Source organism: Proteus terrae, assembly GCF_003144325.1.
Lineage (GTDB): Bacteria > Pseudomonadota > Gammaproteobacteria > Enterobacterales > Enterobacteriaceae > Proteus > Proteus terrae.
Window position 1 is genome coordinate 179131 of sequence record NZ_PENS01000001.1, and the last position, 18701, is coordinate 197831.

The 18701-nt window shown below is 39.1% G+C and carries 17 protein-coding genes; 15 read left to right on the forward strand and 2 right to left on the reverse strand.

The window, feature by feature from the left end; translation table 11 throughout:
* Positions 1–2: 2 nt before the first annotated feature.
* The 5 genes from cyoB to DK857_RS00805 all read left to right on the forward strand — a co-directional run bounded on the left by cyoB (position 3) and on the right by DK857_RS00805 (position 5368).
* Entirely contained in the window at positions 3–1985 is a 1983-nt protein-coding gene (gene cyoB / locus DK857_RS00785) for a cytochrome o ubiquinol oxidase subunit I (RefSeq protein ID WP_109393252.1), read from the forward strand.
* Positions 1985–2596: a cytochrome o ubiquinol oxidase subunit III gene (locus DK857_RS00790; RefSeq protein ID WP_109393251.1), complete on the forward strand. Its 612-nt coding sequence runs from the start codon at positions 1985–1987 to the stop codon at positions 2594–2596. The genes cyoB and DK857_RS00790 overlap by 1 nt, the downstream gene beginning before the upstream one ends.
* Positions 2596–2928, forward strand: coding sequence for a cytochrome o ubiquinol oxidase subunit IV (locus tag DK857_RS00795; protein ID WP_006535101.1), 333 nt, complete (start codon positions 2596–2598; stop codon positions 2926–2928). The genes DK857_RS00790 and DK857_RS00795 overlap by 1 nt, the downstream gene beginning before the upstream one ends.
* Positions 2929–2939: 11 nt before the next feature.
* Positions 2940–3824 carry a heme o synthase gene (gene cyoE / locus DK857_RS00800; protein WP_109393250.1) on the forward strand — a complete coding sequence of 295 codons (885 nt, stop codon included), beginning with the start codon at positions 2940–2942 and terminating at the stop codon, positions 3822–3824.
* 173 nt (positions 3825–3997) lie between these two features.
* Entirely contained in the window at positions 3998–5368 is a 1371-nt protein-coding gene (locus tag DK857_RS00805; protein ID WP_109401306.1) for an MFS transporter, read from the forward strand.
* Between the two features lie 78 nt (positions 5369–5446).
* On the opposite strand, the gene DK857_RS00810 is transcribed toward DK857_RS00805, so the two are convergent.
* Positions 5447–5938 carry a YajQ family cyclic di-GMP-binding protein gene (locus tag DK857_RS00810; RefSeq protein ID WP_072063676.1) on the reverse strand — a complete coding sequence of 164 codons (492 nt, stop codon included), beginning with the start codon at positions 5936–5938 and terminating at the stop codon, positions 5447–5449.
* A gap of 261 nt (positions 5939–6199) precedes the next feature.
* Here DK857_RS00810 and panE point away from each other — a divergent pair, with 261 nt between their 5' ends.
* Both panE and yajL read left to right on the forward strand, forming a co-directional pair.
* Complete coding sequence (panE, locus tag DK857_RS00815) at positions 6200–7120, forward strand: 2-dehydropantoate 2-reductase (RefSeq protein ID WP_109401307.1); 921 nt, start codon at positions 6200–6202, stop codon at positions 7118–7120.
* Positions 7089–7706, forward strand: a complete 618-nt coding sequence (gene yajL, locus DK857_RS00820; RefSeq protein WP_109393247.1) for a protein deglycase YajL — start codon at positions 7089–7091, stop codon at positions 7704–7706. Before panE ends, yajL begins: the two co-directional genes overlap by 32 nt.
* A 1030-nt stretch (positions 7707–8736) precedes the next feature.
* Here the strand turns inward: yajL and thiI are convergent.
* Positions 8737–10188, reverse strand: coding sequence for a tRNA uracil 4-sulfurtransferase ThiI (gene thiI, locus DK857_RS00825; RefSeq protein WP_109401308.1), 1452 nt, complete (start codon positions 10186–10188; stop codon positions 8737–8739).
* Between the two features lie 201 nt (positions 10189–10389).
* Here thiI and xseB point away from each other — a divergent pair, with 201 nt between their 5' ends.
* The 8 genes from xseB to rbsK all read left to right on the forward strand — a co-directional run bounded on the left by xseB (position 10390) and on the right by rbsK (position 18701).
* The gene (gene xseB, locus DK857_RS00830) at positions 10390–10653 is read left to right on the forward strand and encodes an exodeoxyribonuclease VII small subunit (protein WP_109393245.1); all 264 of its coding nucleotides are present in this window, start codon (positions 10390–10392) and stop codon (positions 10651–10653) included.
* A complete protein-coding gene (gene ispA, locus DK857_RS00835; RefSeq protein ID WP_109393244.1) occupies positions 10654–11577 on the forward strand; it encodes a (2E,6E)-farnesyl diphosphate synthase in 924 nt (307 codons plus the stop codon). It begins immediately after the preceding gene.
* Between the two features lie 66 nt (positions 11578–11643).
* Entirely contained in the window at positions 11644–13509 is a 1866-nt protein-coding gene (gene dxs / locus DK857_RS00840) for a 1-deoxy-D-xylulose-5-phosphate synthase (RefSeq protein WP_109401309.1), read from the forward strand.
* A gap of 351 nt (positions 13510–13860) precedes the next feature.
* Positions 13861–14280 carry a D-ribose pyranase gene (gene rbsD, locus DK857_RS00845; protein WP_109401310.1) on the forward strand — a complete coding sequence of 140 codons (420 nt, stop codon included), beginning with the start codon at positions 13861–13863 and terminating at the stop codon, positions 14278–14280.
* A gap of 7 nt (positions 14281–14287) precedes the next feature.
* A complete protein-coding gene (gene rbsA / locus DK857_RS00850; protein WP_109401311.1) occupies positions 14288–15796 on the forward strand; it encodes a ribose ABC transporter ATP-binding protein RbsA in 1509 nt (502 codons plus the stop codon).
* 1 nt (position 15797) lies between these two features.
* Positions 15798–16763, forward strand: coding sequence for a ribose ABC transporter permease (gene rbsC / locus DK857_RS00855; protein ID WP_075672017.1), 966 nt, complete (start codon positions 15798–15800; stop codon positions 16761–16763).
* A 42-nt stretch (positions 16764–16805) separates the two neighbouring features.
* The gene (gene rbsB / locus DK857_RS00860; RefSeq protein ID WP_109393240.1) at positions 16806–17696 is read left to right on the forward strand and encodes a ribose ABC transporter substrate-binding protein RbsB; all 891 of its coding nucleotides are present in this window, start codon (positions 16806–16808) and stop codon (positions 17694–17696) included.
* A 78-nt stretch (positions 17697–17774) separates the two neighbouring features.
* Positions 17775–18701: a ribokinase gene (rbsK, locus tag DK857_RS00865; protein ID WP_109401312.1), complete on the forward strand. Its 927-nt coding sequence runs from the start codon at positions 17775–17777 to the stop codon at positions 18699–18701.

Below are 18701 nucleotides of genomic sequence, written 5' to 3' on the forward strand. Positions count from 1 at the left end.
GCATGTTCGGAAAATTAACTCTTGATGCAATCCCGCTACATGAACCAATTATCGTCGTTACTTTACTCGGTATTGTTCTTGGTGGGCTTGCTGTTGTTGGCGCACTAACTTATTTTCGTAAATGGAAATGGTTGTGGACCGAATGGTTAACCAGCGTTGACCATAAAAAAATTGGTATTATGTATATCCTCGTTGCAATGGTCATGATGTTCCGTGGCTTTGCCGATGCGATTATGATGAGAAGCCAACAAGCTCTCGCCTCTGCTGGTGAAGCAGGTTTCTTACCACCTCATCACTATGATCAGATTTTTACCGCACACGGCGTTATCATGATTTTCTTCATGGCAACACCTTTTGTTGTGGGTCTGATGAACCTTGTTGTACCTTTACAAATTGGTGCTCGTGATGTGGCATTCCCATTCCTTAATTCCCTGAGCTTCTGGTTCTTTGTTGTAGGTGTGTTATTAATCAACATCTCTTTGGGTATCGGTGAATTTGCTCAAACAGGTTGGTTAGCTTACCCGCCACTTTCTGGTTTGGAATATAACCCAGGAGTCGGGGTCGATTATTGGATATGGAGTTTACAGATATCCGGTATTGGTACGCTTCTAACAGGGGTTAACTTCTTCGCGACTATCCTGCGTATGCGTGCGCCGGGTATGAGCATGATGAAAATGCCTGTATTCTCTTGGGCTGCTTTATGTACTAACGTCCTGATTATCGCTGCATTCCCAATTTTAACAGTCACTATTACGTTGTTAACTTTAGACCGCTATCTTGGTACGCACTTCTTTACCAATGATATGGGCGGTAACATGATGATGTACATCAACCTTGTATGGGCTTGGGGTCATCCAGAAGTTTATATCCTTGTTCTGCCTGTATTTGGTGTGTTCTCTGAAGTTACAGCAACATTCTCTAAAAAACGGTTATTCGGTTATACCTCATTAGTTGGTGCAACTGTCGTTATTACCGTGTTGTCATTTATCGTTTGGTTACACCACTTCTTTACTATGGGTTCTGGTGCCAACGTCAATGCCTTCTTCGGTATAGCCACGATGATCATCGCTATACCAACAGGGGTTAAAATATTTAACTGGCTGTTTACGATGTATCAAGGCCGTATCGAATATAAAAGCCCAATGTTATGGACTATCGGTTTCCTTATCACCTTCTCTGTTGGGGGAATGACTGGGGTTCTGTTAGCCGTTCCGGGTGCAAACTTCGTTCTACATAACAGCTTATTCTTAATTGCTCACTTCCATAACGTTATTATCGGTGGTGTGGTATTCGGCTGTTTCGCTGGTATGACTTACTGGTTCCCTAAAGCATTTGGTTTCACACTGAATGAAAAATGGGGTATCCGTGCATTCTGGTTCTGGTTTATCGGCTTCTTTATGGCCTTTATGCCACTGTACATTCTTGGCTTTATGGGTATGACTCGTCGTATCAGCCAAAACATCAACCCAGAGTTCCATCCAATGCTGATGGTTGCTGCGGGTGGTGCTGCACTGATTGCTATCGGTATCGCTTGTCAAGTTGTCCAGATCTACGTCAGTATCCGTGACCGTGATCAAAACCGTGATTTAACGGGAGATCCGTGGGGCGGACGTACTCTGGAATGGTCAATTTCTTCACCTGCTCCTTTCTATAACTTTGCCGTTGAACCTAATGTTCAAACGCGTGATGAATGGTGGGATCAAAAAGAAAAAGGTACTGCTTATCAGCGTCCAACTAAATACGAACCAATCCATATGCCTAAAAATACAGGTGCTGGTGTGATTATTTCAGCATTCAGCTTAGTACTTGGTTTTGCCATGATCTGGCATATCTGGTGGTTAGCTATCGTTGGTTTCGCTGGCATGATTGTCACTTGGATCGTGAAAAGCTTTGATACAGATGTGGATTACTATGTCCAAGTACCTGAAATTGAAGCTCTCGAGAATAAGCATTATGAAGAACTGAAAAAAGCAGGTGTGAAATAATGTCTACTCAAACTGTAAATAACACAAACGCCCATGAGCATCATGGGCACCACGATGCAGGAGCGACGAAAGTTTTCGGCTTCTGGATCTACCTAATGAGCGACCTTATCCTGTTTGCCAGCTTATTCGCCACTTATGCGGTGCTTGTTAACGGGATTGCGGATGGCCCTTCAGGTAAAGAAATTTTTAGCTTACCGTTTGTTTTAGTTGAAACCTTCTTACTGCTATTTAGTAGTATCACTTTTGGTTTCGCTATGCTGGGCATGAACAAAGGTAGCGTTAGCCAAGTTAATCTGTGGTTATTTGTTACTTTCTTATTCGGCCTAGGTTTCGTCATCATGGAAGTTTACGAATTCCATGAGCTAATCGCAGAAGGTTATGGCCCAGATCGCAGTGCATTCTTATCTGCATTCTTTGCATTAGTTTCAACACACGGTCTTCACGTAACGGCTGGCTTAATTTGGATTGTTATTATGATGATCCAAGTATCACGCCGTGGTTTAACTGAAGTTAACCGTACTCGTTTAAGCTGTTTAAGTCTGTTCTGGCACTTCCTTGACGTTGTCTGGATCTGTGTGTTCACCGTAGTTTATCTGATGGGAGCGATGTAATGAGTCATCCAAATACTTCTCCTTCAGGCGCAAGCCACGGCAGCATGAAGTCTTATCTGATTGGCTTTATTCTGTCTGTTATCCTCACCGTTATTCCATTTTGGATGGTGATGGAAGGAACAGCGACACCAGCAACAATTCTATGGACTGTTGTCGGTATGGCAGTTGTGCAAATTGTGGTTCACTTAGTCTGCTTCTTGCATATGAATACGTCATCAGAAGAGCGCTGGAACGTCGTCGCATTCCTGTTCACACTGCTTATTATCGGCATTGTTGTCGTAGGCTCGTTGTGGATTATGTACAACCTGAACATCAATATGATGATGGATTAAGAGTTGTCGCTATGATTAAGCAATACCTACAAGTCACCAAACCAGGAATTATTTTCGGAAATTTAATTTCTGTAATAGGTGGTTTTCTGCTCGCTTCTAAAGGTGAGATTGATTACTCCCTATTTTTCGCGACTCTACTTGGGGTGTCTCTGGTCGTTGCTTCTGGTTGTGTTTTTAACAACTATATTGACCGTGATATTGACCGTATCATGGAAAGAACGAAGAATCGCCCATTAGTTAAAGGATTAATTGACCCTCGAATTAGCCTGATTTATGCCTCAGTATTAGGTATTGCAGGTGTTGTGCTGCTCTATGTAGCAGCCAACCCACTTGCAATGTTTATCGCTGTATTCGGTTTTATTATTTATGTTGGGGTTTATAGCCTCTACATGAAGCGTAAATCTGTTTATGGCACACTGATTGGAAGTTTATCTGGCTCTGCACCTCCTGTTATCGGCTATTGTGCCGTTAGCGGTGAATTTGATGCAGGCGCGGCAATCCTATTACTTATCTTTAGTTTGTGGCAAATGCCCCACTCTTATGCCATTGCTATTTTCCGTTTTAAAGACTACCAAGCTGCAAATATCCCTGTATTACCTGTAATTAAAGGGATCTCAGTCGCGAAACGTCATATCATTCTCTATATTCTGGCGTTTATGATCGCAACCTTAATGCTGACATTAGTTGGTTATGCAGGCTATAAATACCTGATTGTGGCTTCAGCTGTCAGTATTTGGTGGTTAGGTATGGCTTTATCGGGTTACAAAGCAACCAATGATATTGTGTGGGCACGAAAATTATTTATTTTCTCTATTGTCGCAATCACTTCATTAAGCGTAATGATGTCTGTTGACCCAACAAGCTCAACAGAAGCGGTTTTTGCGTATATAAGATAATGTATTTATTAAAGTAACCTAAATACCAGTCAGCCTCCTGACTGGTATTTTTTTATCTCCTTTACGACTTCGCATGATATCAGTACAGTTTTGTCTTTTTTGTATCCCATTTATTGATTAACCTCACTAGAAAATGTCATTACAATGGGGGTATCAGTAATATGAGGTAATCCATGAATGATAATAAAATGACCCCATTAGAGCGCAAAGCCACATGGGGACTAGGCACTGTTTTTTCTCTTCGCATGCTTGGCATGTTTATGGTACTCCCAGTTTTAACCACCTATGGGCTTCAACTACAACACGCAACAGAATCTCTCATTGGACTAGCCATCGGTATTTATGGATTAACACAAGCTATATTCCAAATTCCTTTTGGTATTTTCTCTGATAAATTTGGTCGAAAACCTATGATTGTTTTTGGCTTAATTATTTTTATTCTTGGTAGTCTGATTGCGGCTCTCAGTGACAATATCTACGGCATTATTATTGGCAGAGCATTGCAAGGAGCGGGAGCTATCTCAGCTGCAGTAATGGCTTTGTTATCAGATTTAACACGAGAACAAAATAGAACAAAAGCAATGGCCTTTATTGGTATTAGTTTTGGGATAACATTCGCTTTAGCCTTAGTTTTAGGACCTATTTTAACGCATATTTTTGGTTTACATGGCCTATTTTGGGGAATTGCCCTACTCGCCTTTGGTGGCATTATTATTACACTTTTTACTGTGCCGAATAGCGAACACCATATTCTTAATCGAGAGTCAGGTTTTGTTCGTGGTAGCGTAAAAAAGGTTTTATTTGATGTACAACTTCTCAAATTGAATACAGGTATTTTTTCACTACATACTTTATTAATGGCCGCATTTGTTGCACTTCCTCTGGTTATGAGTAACGCAGGTTTAGCGAAAGAGAAACATTGGATTGTTTATCTAGTCACCATGCTTATCGCCTTTATTACTGTACTTCCTTTTATTATCTATGCAGAAAAGAAACGAAAAATGAAACAAGTTTTCTTATTCTGTATTTCCTTACTTATTATTGCTCAAGTTATTTTGATTATTTCAGGCTCTAGCTTGTGGTTAATTATTGCGGGTATTCAAGTTTTCTTTATTGGATTTAATATTATGGAAGCACTTCTTCCTTCATTAATCAGTAAAGAAGCACCAGCAGGTTATAAAGGCACAGCAATGGGAATTTATTCTACTAGCCAATTTTTAGGTGTGGCATTAGGTGGAATTTTAGGAGGATGGCTTTACCAACATTATAATGCGCAGACTGTATTTTTAGGCTGTTTAGTGATTGGTCTTATTTGGTTTTTTATTAGCCTAACATTACGCCAACCCTCTTATGTCAGTAGCTTACGTGTTGAATTGCCTGAAAGCTTATCTTCAAGCCAACAACAGCAACTACAACAATTATTTAAGCAACAACCCGGTGTTAATGAAGTTGTGATTATGGCGGATGAACAAAGTGCTTATATCAAGGTTGATACTAAACAGACACCAAGAGCAACATTAGAGGCTCTGATCCCTTTAGTTTGAAGTCCAATAAATTTATTGGATGAAATAAAAATGCGCTGGTTCAACAGCGCATTTTTGTATGACTAAATAGATGAACAATTAGTCACGGAAATTGTTAAATTGGAATGGCTGCCCTAACTCGCCTTCTCTTACTAATTTCATCACGGCTTGTAAGTCGTCGCGTGATTTACCTGTAACACGAACTTGCTCACCTTGAATTTGAGCCTGAACTTTCAACTTACTGTCTTTGATCAGCTTAACAATTTTTTTCGCTAAAGCTGTATCAATACCTTGTTTTAAGGTGGCTTCTACGCTGTACATTTTTCCGCTGTGAGTCATCTCTTCAGGGATATTTAATACTGCACCATCAATCCCTCTTTTTGCCATTTTCTCACGCAGAATATCTAATAATTGTTGAACCTGAAATTCAGATACACTGGTCGTTTTCACTGACTCTGCTTTTTCGTTTAATTCAAAGCTTGCTTCAACGTTACGAAAATCCCAGCGAGTAGTCAGTTCACGTTGTGCGTTTTCTACCGCATTTCGCACTTCATGTAAGTCAACTTCAGATACGATATCAAAAGATGGCATTCTTTCTTCCTCAATAAATAAATACAACCCGAATAATAGCTTCTTTTAGGGTTGCAAAAAAGCATTGTACATTCAATAACAAATTTATGGAGTTACTTCACATTGGACGAGAAATTACGGGGCAACTGTTAATTTCCTCTTACAGTAAAGCGCAAACATACTTTAAACAGAGAAGTGTAATCAATGTTATAATTTTAGCTAAATAGTCTAATGACCGTCAGTAGCCCCCTTACGCTATTACGATTTGCAAAAAGAGGCACAATGAAAATTACCGTTTTAGGGTGTGGTTCGATTGGTAAACTTTGGGTTGCAGCTTTAACACTTCAATCTCATGAAGTACAAGGTTGGCTAAGAGTACCTCAGCCTTTTTTAGATGTAAGTGTTGATAGTATTAATGGCGAACCTTTTTATCAGCGTATTACCGCAAATCAACTTGAATGGTTAAAACAAAGCGAATTATTAATAGTTTGCTTAAAATCTTGGCAAGTCTCAGATGCAGTTAATGCACTATTACCTAATCTTTCTGCACAGTGTCCTATTTTACTAATTCATAATGGTATGGGTACTGCTGATGAATTAACCGCAACAAAACACTCAGTTATCAGGCCTATTTTACAAGGCATTATTACTCATGGTGCATACCAACAAGGCCAAGATGTTATTCATACAGCAACTGGAATAACACATATAGGTCCATTAAATCATGCAGCTCAACAATACAGTTATTTAGCAGAAATCTTGCATCATGCTTTACCTGATGTCGCTTGGCATAATGATATCCATACGATTAGTTGGCTAAAACTTGCAGTTAATTGTGTTATCAACCCTCTTACCGTTTATTATCAATGCCGTAATGGGGATTTGTTGCGTTATCCTGAACATATTCAAAAAATATGCGATGAAGTTTATTTAGTAATGGAGCGCGAAGGTGTTGTACCAACATCTCAAGCCCATCTTCATGGATATATTATTGATACGATAGAACAAACTGCAAATAATTATTCGTCTATGTATCAAGATGTGAAATATCAACGCCATACAGAGATTGACTATATTACTGGTTATTTATTACGTCGAGCTTCAGAACAAGGGCTTGTATTACCCGAAAATAACCGCCTTTTTCAATTTATTAAACAACAGGAAGGCAATTATGACCATATCAGCGCTCATCTGCCTAGCTAATGGAAGTGAAGAAACCGAAGTCGTTACCACCACAGATTTGCTGGTTAGAGCGGGTATTAATGTTGTGCTTGCAAGTGCAGAAGATGATGTTGATGATCTTATTATCACTTGTTCTCGTGGTATTAAAATTGTAGCTGATGCACCTTTAGTTCGTGTCGTTGATCATCACTATGACGTAATTATTCTACCGGGTGGTTTACAAGGTACTGAAACCTTAAGAGATAGCCCTTTAGTGGTTGAGAAAGTACGTCGTATGCACAGTGAAAATAAACTTGTTGCAGCCATCTGTGCAGCACCTGCAATTATTCTTGAGTCCCACAATATTTTCCCCATTGGCAATATGACGGGTTTTCCTACATTAAAAGATAAAATATCACCGAAAAAATGGGTAGATTACCGAGTCTATTTTGATGAAAGAGTAAACTTAATTACTAGCCAAGCACCTGCAACATCTATTGATTTTGCACTCAAAATTATCGAACGTTTAAAAGGCAAAGAAGTCGCTGCCGATGTTGCCAAACAACTTGTATTGCCACCCGGCATTTATAATTACCAAGATGAATTTACAGGTTTTGGGGATAGATAAGTAGATAACTAGAACCGCAAATATATAATATTATTAAAGTGGTTCTAGTTTTATTTCAGATATTCTTTATATTTAAGCTATGTTCAACATGTTATTATCATGAGAAATAAATTTAGTTACTCGACTAATATATAAGGATACAATCTTCTGGGTATAGATATTTCTGAAAATAAAATAATTACTTTAAATACTCAGCATGAATGTCGACTAATAACAAGCATTAATAAAAATCCTAAAATTAGCATAATAGGTAAGAAAAATAAGTTAACTATATTCGAACTAAATTTGGTGATAGTGATAGAGATGATAACCCTTTAATATATTCATTAAAAGGTATTTATAACTATAAAATAAAAAAAGATGAGCTATACAAATTCAAACCTTCCTTCTTAGCTATTTTAAATAAAATAATAGATCAAAATATTATATTTATCGTTATGCCGTCATCTACAGCAGTACCATACTTCTTAGCAAGAAGGATCTCTCGCCATTTCAGAACTGCTTTTTATAATGATGTATTTATTAAATGTACTGTGGAAGAAGTAATTAAGAATTATTTCAATGAAGAAAATACCAAACAAAATTAGACACTACTTTTCTCCTTGGGAAATAAACCCAGATTTCGATATTAATAGATTAAATCATTATAATATTATTTTAATTGATGACTTACTCTCAACGGGAACAACATTAAATACAGCAACTATAAAATTAAATAGATCAGGATTAACATGTTCTATTGCAATCTGCCTTTTAAGTAATCTTTGAATTTGACCTCTTTTTAAGATTAATATATTCCTTAGTTCTAGATAATCTTTCTAGCTTAAGAGCCAACATACGCCCTTGGCTCTATAAACATGAAGCATTTTGTAAAAAATGTGGGCTCGTGCAAGCACCAATGATGATGGTCAAGCAATAAGAGCAAAGTAATCATCCAGAGAATGGCAGCGACATTCCCCAACATAAAAGTTGTATAATTAAAAAAGCCACTATAAAGTGGCTTTTTTATCAACAAGATAAACGTTATATATTATTTTTTACGATAGACTTTAACGTTCTCAAAACCTTGCTCGCGTAAATAAAGCGCTTGTAAACGGCTCATCATTCCACGATCACAATAGAGTAAATAGGTTTTTGCTTTATCTAAATCACCAAACTGAGTGCTTAGTTTATAGAAAGGTAGCTCTTTAACATCAACACCTTCTATCTTTAATGGTGACGTTTCTTGCTCTTCTGGTGAGCGAATATCCAGAATAACGTCGTTAGCTCCAAATTCAGAGACCATTTCAACTTCAGTAACTTGCTGTACAGTTTCTTCGGCAATACGACGAATATCCATATTCTTAGCATTTTCAACAACGCTATCAAGAATAGAAAAATCAAACTTCTCTTCTTCTGCTTCGATCTTCGCTTTTACCGCTTTCACTGTTGGGCTTTTTGAAATCACACCACAGAATTCAGGCATTGTGCGAGCAAAATCTTCTGTACCAATTTGACGTGCAATATTGATAATGTTCTCTTTATCATGAGTGATAAGAGGGCGTAAAATTAACGTGTCTGTCGCATTATCAATTAAACGTAAGTTAGTTAAGGTTTGGCTAGAAACCTGCCCTAATGCTTCGCCTGTAACAATTGCTTGAACACCATAACGCTCTGCCACTCTTGATGCTGCACGTACCATCATACGTTTTAATACAACACCCATTTGACCATCATCGACTTTTTCTAAGATTTCTGCGACAACAGGCTCAAAATCAACAGCAACGAAATGCACTTTATGTGAACGACCAAAACGGTTCCATAAATAATGCGCAACTTGTTTAACGCCAATTTCGTGAGCAGAACCACCTAAGTTAAAGAAACAATAGTGAACCCGGCTACCACGACGCATTAACATATAGCTCGATACACCTGAGTCATAACCACCAGAGATCAGTGATAAAACATCTTCTTGTGTACCAATTGGGAAACCACCAATGCCTTCATAACGCGCATTCACCAGAATAAGTTTGTCATCTTCAATTTCCAAATTAATGGTGACATCTGGACGAGTTAATTTCACTTTAGCACTTTCAACGTGTTGGTTAAAACCACCACCAACATAGCGCTCAACTTCATTTGAAGTAAAACTGTGTTTACCACGACGTTTGGCACGAACACAAAATGTTTTGTTTTCAACTAAATGCTTAAATGCTGCAAAAGTTTGCTCAAAAATATTGTGTAGATCAGTATACGGATGCTCTTCTACTTGTAAAAAGTGATGAATACCAGGAATACGTGTTAATGCATCACATACCGCTTCACTTTTGCTTTCATCCTTGCTGACAACAACAATGTTATCCCAATTGCGGACAACCGTGATTTCATCACCTAATGTGTTAAGTACATTACGAATATTACTAGTGAGGATCTTGATAAAACGTATACGAACTGATTGGCTTTTGATCGTAATTTCGGGGAATAATTTAATAATAAACTTCATAGTCAATGGTCATAGGTTATTAAGTAGAAACATAAACTACAGTGATGTAAATTGACTGGAGTTTATAAAAGTCACAAAGTATATCACCAATATTTAGGGCTCACCCGCAAAAATCATCGACTGAATAAGAAATTTTCTTCTTAATTGTAGTAAGATGATCGCTATTATTCAGCGCTAACATGCTTTATTATCAAAAATATTATGGCTAAGAAAACGACACCAATTAACGAAGACATCGCACAAACACCAAGTTTCGAAGCATCTATGCAAGAACTTGAGCAAATCGTAAACCGTTTAGAATCCGGTGAACTCCCTTTAGAAGAAGCGCTTAATGAGTTTGAACATGGCGTTCGTCTAGCCCGTGTTGGACAAAAAACATTACAAGACGCTGAACAGCGTGTTCGTATTCTTCTTAAAGAAGATGATAACGCAACTCCTGATGATTTTATCCAAGAGGCAGAATAATTGAGTAACGCAACTTCAAGTACGGATGCGTTCCGTCATAAATTAGATTCCGCCCACCAGCGTGTTGACGATGCATTAAACCAAGCGCTATCCGCTTTACCATTTACTGACATGCCTCTAGGTAAAGCCATGCATTATGGTGCTCTTTTAGGGGGAAAGCGCTTACGTCCTTTCCTTGTTTATGCAGTGGGTGAAATGTTTAAAATCCCTGCTCTTAACCTTGATGCACCCGCCGCCGCAGTAGAATGTATCCACGCCTATTCTCTTATTCATGATGATCTGCCTGCGATGGATGATGATGATTTACGTCGTGGTAAACCTACATGTCATATTGAGTTTGGTGAAGCCAACGCAATTTTAGCAGGTGATGCATTACAAACACTCGCTTTTGAGATCTTAGCGAAAAATCCAATGCCTGATGTTGCAATGAGTGATCGTGTTGCAATGATTGCTGAATTAGCAACAGCCAGCGGGCTCGCTGGTATGTGTGGCGGTCAAGCTCTTGATCTTGAAGCAGAAGATAAATCGATTGATCTCGTATCTCTTGAAAAAATCCATTTACACAAGACAGGTGCATTAATTCGTGCAGCTGTTCGCTTAGGCGCATTTAGTGCTGGCTCAAAAGGCCATGATGTATTACCCGCACTAGATAAATATGCCCACTCTATTGGCCTTGCATTTCAGGTACAAGATGACATTTTAGATGTCATTGGCAGTACTGAAGAAACAGGAAAACGTCAAGGTAGTGACCAAGAATCAGGAAAAAGTACATATCCTGCACTTCTTGGGTTAGAGCAAGCTCAAAAGAAAGCACAGGAATTGTATAACGAAGCACTGGATGCCTTAGCGTTTCTTGAGCAATACGAGTACGATACGACCACGCTTAAACAATTAGCGAGTTTTATCGTCGAACGGAAAAACTAATAAAAAATAAAGAGAGCAGCTTACCTGTTCTTTCCCTATTACAAGTGATTAATTAATAGGCATCACATGAGCATTGATATCGAAAAATATCCCACATTGGCGTTGGTTGAAACACCAGAAGATTTGCGCCTATTACCAAAAGAGAGTTTACCTAAACTCTGTGATGAGCTAAGGCTATTTCTTCTTAACAGTGTCAGCCGCTCAAGTGGTCACTTCGCCTCAGGTTTAGGTGCTATTGAGTTAACGGTTGCTCTTCATTACGTCTATAAAACCCCTTTTGATAATCTTATTTGGGATGTTGGTCATCAAGCCTATCCCCATAAAATCTTAACAGGTCGCCGTGACCGCATTGATACTATCCGTCAAAAAAATGGGTTGCACCCCTTCCCTTGGCGAGAAGAGAGTGAATACGACAAACTTTGTGTCGGTCACTCTTCAACCTCTATCAGTGCAGGTTTAGGTATGGCTGTTGCAGCTGAACAAGAAAAGCTGAACAGAAAAACAGTTTGTGTGATTGGTGATGGTGCAATTACTGCGGGTATGGCTTTTGAAGCAATGAATCACGCAGGTGACATTGAGCCAGATATGCTCGTTGTACTTAATGACAACGAGATGTCAATATCCGAAAACGTTGGTGCATTGAATAATCATCTTGCTCAATTGCTATCAGGCAAACTGTATACCACTTTACGTGAAGGTGGAAAAAAGGTCTTTTCTGGTATTCCACCGATTAAAGAATTACTGAAAAAGACAGAAGAACATATTAAAGGCATGGTTGTTCCCGGCACCATGTTTGAAGAGTTAGGCTTTAATTATATCGGCCCAGTTGATGGTCATGATGTTATTGCGTTAGTGCAAACACTCGCCAATATGCGTGATCTAAAAGGTCCTCAGCTTCTGCATATTATGACTAAGAAAGGTCGTGGGTATGCACCTGCTGAACGTGATCCTATTAGCTGGCACGCTGTACCTAAATTTGATCCACAAGCAGGTACATTACCTAAAAGCCCTAATGCACGACCTACATTTTCTAAAATTTTTGGTGACTGGTTATGTGAAGAAGCCTCAACCGATCCGAAACTCATGGCAATTACCCCTGCTATGCGTGAAGGCTCTGGTATGGTGCGTTTCTCAAAAGAATACCCATCACAATACTTTGATGTTGCGATCGCAGAACAACACGCTGTTACCTTTGCTGCAGGTTTAGCAATTGGTGGTTATAAGCCTATCGTTGCTATCTACTCAACATTCTTACAACGCGCTTACGACCAAGTGATCCACGATATTGCCATTCAAAAACTGCCTGTTTTATTTGCTATTGATCGTGGTGGTATTGTGGGAGCTGATGGTCAAACTCACCAAGGTGCTTTTGATCTCTCATTCTTACGCTGTATTCCTAATATGGTTATTATGGCACCAAGTGATGAAAATGAGTGTCGCCAAATGCTTCACACCGGTTATCACTATCAAGATGGTCCTGTTGCAGTACGTTACCCAAGAGGCTCTAGTGTTGGTGCGCAATTACAACCACTTAGTCCACTACCTATGGGTAAAGGTATTATTCGTCGTCAAGGTAAAGGCATTGCTATTCTAAACTTTGGTACATTACTACCCGAAGCGTTAGAAGTAGCTGAAAAACTTGATGCAACTGTGGCTGATATGCGTTTTATCAAACCTCTTGATAAATCCCTTATCCTTTCTCTGGCAGAACAACATGATACGTTGGTAACACTAGAAGAGAATGCCATTATGGGTGGTGCAGGAAGCGGTGTTAATGAGTTATTGATGCAAGAACGTTGCTTAGTACCTGTCTTAAACTTAGGTATACCTGATCTATTTGTACCACAAGGTGGACAAGAAGAAATCAGAACTGACTTAGGATTAGATGCTGAAGGTATTGAAAAATCAATCAAAGCCTATCAAGCTAACTGATTGAATTTAAATAATTAAAAAACCTCTCCTAATTAACTATAGGGGAGGTTAATGTATTTTCCAGACTGAAGTTTACCTACTTTTATATACTGGTTTACACTTTCAAACCGCATATTTTCCTCTTCCATTATAATTTTGTCTTTCATCACATTTTTATGAAATTCTCTGAAAACAATCACTTTCCTTATTGAATCCATTCAGCGTTAATTTATTCAATCAGTTAGATTTTTCTTTCTTTTTGTTTGCCAACGAAACGTTTCGATCATGCTCACAATATGAATAAATCAAACTTGTTTTCCCACTTTTCTTTTCTACTATATAGACAGCGAAACGTTTCGCTGAGGAGAAAACATGAAAAAAGGTGTATTACTTAATAGTCCTATTTCGAGTGTAATTTCACGTTTAGGACACACTGACAAAATCACTATTGCAGATGCCGGATTACCTATTCCCTCCTCTGTTGAACGTATTGATATTGCTCTCACTCAGGGTATTCCAGACTTTATGTCCGTGTTGCAAACAATCACTCATGAGATGCAAGTTGAAGCCGTGATGCTGGCAGAAGAAATTAAAACCATCAATCCCTCTCTTTTTAATGAAATCCTCTCTTATCTCTATTTATTAGAGCAAGAGCAGAAGAAGTCTATTCAAATAATGTATGTTTCACATGAAGCATTCAAAAAACAACTTACTGAAAATAAAGCTGTTATTAGAACCGGTGAATGTACGCCTTATGCCAATATTGTGTTGTTTTCTGGTGTGACTTTTTGAGGACAATATGGAACCTTTACTTGAACTTAAAGATATTGATAAGTCATTCCCCGGTGTAAAAGCACTATCAGGTGCGACGTTACGAATTTACCCTGGTCGAGTGATGGCTTTAGTCGGTGAAAACGGCGCAGGAAAATCAACACTGATGAAAGTACTCACAGGGATCTATAAAAAAGATGCCGGCGAAGTGATTTATCAAGGTGAAAGTTGTGCTTTTAATGGCCCCAAATCCTCTCAAGAAGCAGGGATAGGTATTATTCACCAAGAGCTTAACCTTATTCCTGAATTAACCATTGCAGAGAATATTTTCTTAGGTCGTGAATTTACCCGTGCCTTTGGCGCTATCGATTGGAAGAAAATGTATGCAGAAGCCGATAAGTTATTAGCCCGATTAAATCTTGCTTACAGTAGTCACCGTTTAGTGTCTGAATTATCGATTGGTGATCAGCAAATGGTAGAAATTGCCAAGGTGCTTAGTTTTGGTTCCAAAGTCATTATTATGGATGAACCAACAGATGCATTAACTGACACTGAAACTGAATCGCTATTTAGTGTTATTCGTGAACTAAGAGATCAAGGTTGTGGCATTGTTTATATCTCTCATCGTTTAAAAGAGATCTTTGAGATTTGCGATGACGTGACTGTATTGCGAGACGGTCAGTTTATTGGTGAAAAACCTGTCGCCTCATTAAAAGAAGACACTCTGATTGAAATGATGGTTGGTCGTAAGTTAGAAGACCAATACCCTCGTATTAATATTCCTCAAGGTAAAGCCAAACTCAATGTCATTAACCTCAGTGGCGAAGATGTTCATGATGTCAGTTTCTCATTACATGAAAGCGAAATTCTTGGTATTTCAGGCTTAATGGGGGCTGGTCGTACTGAATTAATGAAAATTATCTACGGCGCATTACCCAAAACCAATGGCACCGTTGAGTTAGATGGTAAACCCTGCCAAATCAAAAAACCCGCTGAAGGTTTAGAACAAGGCATTGTTTACATCTCTGAAGATAGAAAGCGTGATGGTTTAGTGCTTGGCATGTCAGTGAAAGAAAATATGTCTCTGACTGCACTACGCTATTTTAGTCGCGGCATGGGTGTGCTTAATCATAAAGAAGAACAGCTCACTGTTGGCGATTTTATTAAGTTATTCAATATAAAAACCCCTTCAATGGATCAAATCATTGGTTTCTTATCAGGGGGAAATCAACAAAAAGTGGCTATCGCAAGAGGCCTAATGACTCGCCCTAAAGTACTTATTCTTGATGAACCCACTCGAGGCGTTGATGTGGGCGCTAAAAAAGAAATTTATCAGCTAATTAATAAATTTAAACAAGAAGGATTAAGTATCATCTTAATTTCTTCTGAAATGCCTGAGGTAATGGGAATGAGTGACCGTATTTTGGTTATGCATGAAGGTCGTATTAGTGGCGAGTTCTCCGCTCACAATGTCACACAAGAAATGCTAATGGCTGCGGCTGTTGGTAAACAATATGACGCTAAAGTAGGAGTTTGATATGAGCACGAATTCAATTCCAGCGTCAAAACGTTGGTTCTCAAAAGCTTGGCTATTAGAGCAAAAATCACTGATTGCTCTGCTTATTCTGATTGTCGTAGTTTCCACACTCAGCCCTAATTTTTTTACCTTAAATAATATTTTCAACATTCTCCAACAAACATCGGTTAACGCCATTATGGCCGTTGGGATGACTCTGGTTATTTTGACGTCCGGTATCGACTTATCTGTTGGTTCATTGCTTGCATTAACAGGTGCTGTTGCTGCTTCTATGGTAGGTGCTGATGTTAATGCACTTGTTGCTGTTGTTGGAGCATTGGCATTAGGTGCAGCTATTGGTGGTGTAACAGGAATTATCGTTGCTAAAGGTAAAGTTCAAGCCTTTATTGCTACGCTAGTCATGATGTTATTACTGCGTGGCGTTACCCGCGTCTATACCGACGGTAGCCCAATTAATACAGGCTTTAGCGATAATGCCGATCTGTTTAGCTGGTTTGGCATTGGTCGCCCATTTGGTATTCCAACCCCAATCTGGCTCATGATGATCGTCTTTTTAAGCGCATGGTATTTATTACATCATACCCGTTTAGGCCGTTATATTTATGCGCTTGGGGGTAATGAATCAGCAACACGTTTATCAGGTATTAGCGTCGATAAAATCAAAATCATTGTTTATGCACTGTGTGGTTTATTAGCCGCCCTTGCCAGTATCATTGAAGTTGCTCGTCTTTCATCAGCACAACCAATGGCAGGTAATGGTTATGAGCTAGATGCTATTGCTGCAGTTGTTTTGGGTGGTACCAGTCTTGCTGGTGGTAAAGGTCGTATTATCGGTACATTAATTGGTGCGCTTATTCTAGGTTTCTTAAATAATGCACTGAATTTATTAGGAATATCATCAAACTATCAAATGATAGTAAAAGCGGTGGTCATCTTACTTGCTGTTTTGGTAGATAACAAAAAATAACTCTCTATTCTCTTAATCCGAATCCCGACAGGAACTTATATTATGAAACTCAAAAAAATGGCGACACTTCTTTCTGTTGTTGCATTAAGCGCCACAATCAGCGCCAACGCATTTGCAAAAGAGTCGATTGCACTAGTTATCTCAACACTTAACAATCCTTTCTTTGTCACCATGAAAGACAGCGCGCAGAAAGAAGCTAATCGATTAGGTTACGATTTAGTTGTGCTTGACTCGATGGACAATCCAGCTAAAGAACTCGCTAACGTGCAAGATCTGACAGTAAAAGGCACACGCTTAATGCTCATTAACCCGACAGACTCTGATGCTGTGGGTAACGCTGTTATGTTAGCCAATAAAGCCAAAATCCCAGTGATCACTTTAGACCGCGTTGCAAACAAAGGTGAAGTCGTCAGTCACGTCGCTTCAGATAACCGTCTTGGCGGTAAAATGGCGGGTGATTATATTGCAGATAAAGTGGCTAGTGATGCCAAAGTTATCCAACTAGAAGGGATCACCGGAACTTCTGCATCTCGTGAACGTGGAGAAGGCTTTAAACAAGCGGTTGATGCTCATAAACTAAATGTACTTGCCAGCCAACCTGCTGATTTTGACCGTACTAAAGGTCTTAACGTGATGCAAAATTTATTAACTGCTTATCCTGCGGTTCAAGCTGTTTTTGCACAGAATGATGAAATGGCATTAGGTGCATTACGTGCATTACAAACTGCCGGTCGTACCGATGTATTAGTGATTGGTTTCGATGGTACAGATGATGGGATCAAAGCGGTAAACCGTGGCATGTTAGGTGCAACCATTGCTCAACGCCCAGACCAAATTGGTATTATCGGCATTCAAACCGCAGATAAAATTCTCAAAGGCGAAAAAGTGGATGCAACAATCCCTGTCGAACTTGAGTTAGTTATTAAAAAATAACAACAATAAATACCACGGGGTAATATTGCTCCGTGGTAGCTTTAATCATTAAAACACGTTTTCACAAGGATAAAGGCTATGACAACACCTCGCCTTGCTGTTCTAGGTAGCATTAACGTTGACCACATTATGAATATTTCACAATTTCCAAAACCCGGTGAAACCATTATTGGTCATCAATACAAAATAGCCTTTGGTGGTAAAGGTGCAAATCAGGCCGTTGCTTGTGGTCGCAGTGGCGCCGATATTACCTTTATTGCTTGTGTCGGTGATGATGCGATAGGAAGTGAGATAATTTCACAGCTTAAAACAGATAATATTCATATCGATGCAATTAGTATTATTCCGCAAACACCAACAGGTGTTGCGATGATCCTTGTTAATGAACAAGGTGAAAACGTAATTAGTATTGTTGCAGGTGCGAATGGCGCACTAACACCTACACATTTTCAGCAATATCATCATGTTGTTGAGCATGCTGATGCCTTGCTGATGCAATTAGAATCACCGTTAGAGACTGTTTTTGAAGCCGCAAAACTGGCAAAATCACACCAAACGAAAGTCATTTTAAACCCAGCACCAGCACAACCTTTATCTGATGAATTTCTGAGTTTTATTGATGTTATCACTCCAAATGAGACGGAAGCCGAAATATTAACAGGCGTTTCTGTGCATGATGAAGCGGGTGCGGCAAAAGCTGCCGAAATTTTACATCAAAAAGGTATCAAACAAGTGCTTATCACTTTGGGTAGCCGTGGTGTATGGTTTAGTGAACAAGGAAAAGGCATGATAATTCCCGGATTTCGTGTCGATGCTGTTGATACCATTGCCGCAGGTGATACATTTAACGGTGCATTTGTCACTGCAATATTAGAAGGGAAACCTTCCGTTGAGGCTATCCGTTTTGCTCACGCAGCAGCTGCCATTGCAGTTACACGTCATGGTGCGCAATCATCTGTTCCTTGGCGTCATGAAATCGAATCATTTTTAGCAGAGCGAGCATAG

Excerpts from the sequence above, each read along its gene's own strand:
- panE (WP_109401307.1), top strand. The coding sequence starts at position 6,200 with ATGAAAATTACCGTTTTAGGGTGTGGTTCGATTGGTAAACTTTGGGTT.
- rbsK (WP_109401312.1), top strand. The coding sequence starts at position 17,775 with ATGACAACACCTCGCCTTGCTGTTCTAGGTAGCATTAACGTTGACCAC.
- DK857_RS00805 (WP_109401306.1), top strand. The coding sequence starts at position 3,998 with ATGAATGATAATAAAATGACCCCATTAGAGCGCAAAGCCACATGGGGA.
- yajL (WP_109393247.1), top strand. The coding sequence starts at position 7,089 with ATGACCATATCAGCGCTCATCTGCCTAGCTAATGGAAGTGAAGAAACC.
- xseB (WP_109393245.1), top strand. The coding sequence starts at position 10,390 with ATGGCTAAGAAAACGACACCAATTAACGAAGACATCGCACAAACACCA.
- cyoE (WP_109393250.1), top strand. The coding sequence starts at position 2,940 with ATGATTAAGCAATACCTACAAGTCACCAAACCAGGAATTATTTTCGGA.
- DK857_RS00795 (WP_006535101.1), top strand. The coding sequence starts at position 2,596 with ATGAGTCATCCAAATACTTCTCCTTCAGGCGCAAGCCACGGCAGCATG.
- thiI (WP_109401308.1), bottom strand. The coding sequence starts at position 10,188 with ATGAAGTTTATTATTAAATTATTCCCCGAAATTACGATCAAAAGCCAA.
- rbsD (WP_109401310.1), top strand. The coding sequence starts at position 13,861 with ATGAAAAAAGGTGTATTACTTAATAGTCCTATTTCGAGTGTAATTTCA.
- dxs (WP_109401309.1), top strand. The coding sequence starts at position 11,644 with ATGAGCATTGATATCGAAAAATATCCCACATTGGCGTTGGTTGAAACA.
- DK857_RS00790 (WP_109393251.1), top strand. The coding sequence starts at position 1,985 with ATGTCTACTCAAACTGTAAATAACACAAACGCCCATGAGCATCATGGG.
- rbsB (WP_109393240.1), top strand. The coding sequence starts at position 16,806 with ATGAAACTCAAAAAAATGGCGACACTTCTTTCTGTTGTTGCATTAAGC.
- DK857_RS00810 (WP_072063676.1), bottom strand. The coding sequence starts at position 5,938 with ATGCCATCTTTTGATATCGTATCTGAAGTTGACTTACATGAAGTGCGA.
- cyoB (WP_109393252.1), top strand. The coding sequence starts at position 3 with ATGTTCGGAAAATTAACTCTTGATGCAATCCCGCTACATGAACCAATT.
- rbsC (WP_075672017.1), top strand. The coding sequence starts at position 15,798 with ATGAGCACGAATTCAATTCCAGCGTCAAAACGTTGGTTCTCAAAAGCT.
- rbsA (WP_109401311.1), top strand. The coding sequence starts at position 14,288 with ATGGAACCTTTACTTGAACTTAAAGATATTGATAAGTCATTCCCCGGT.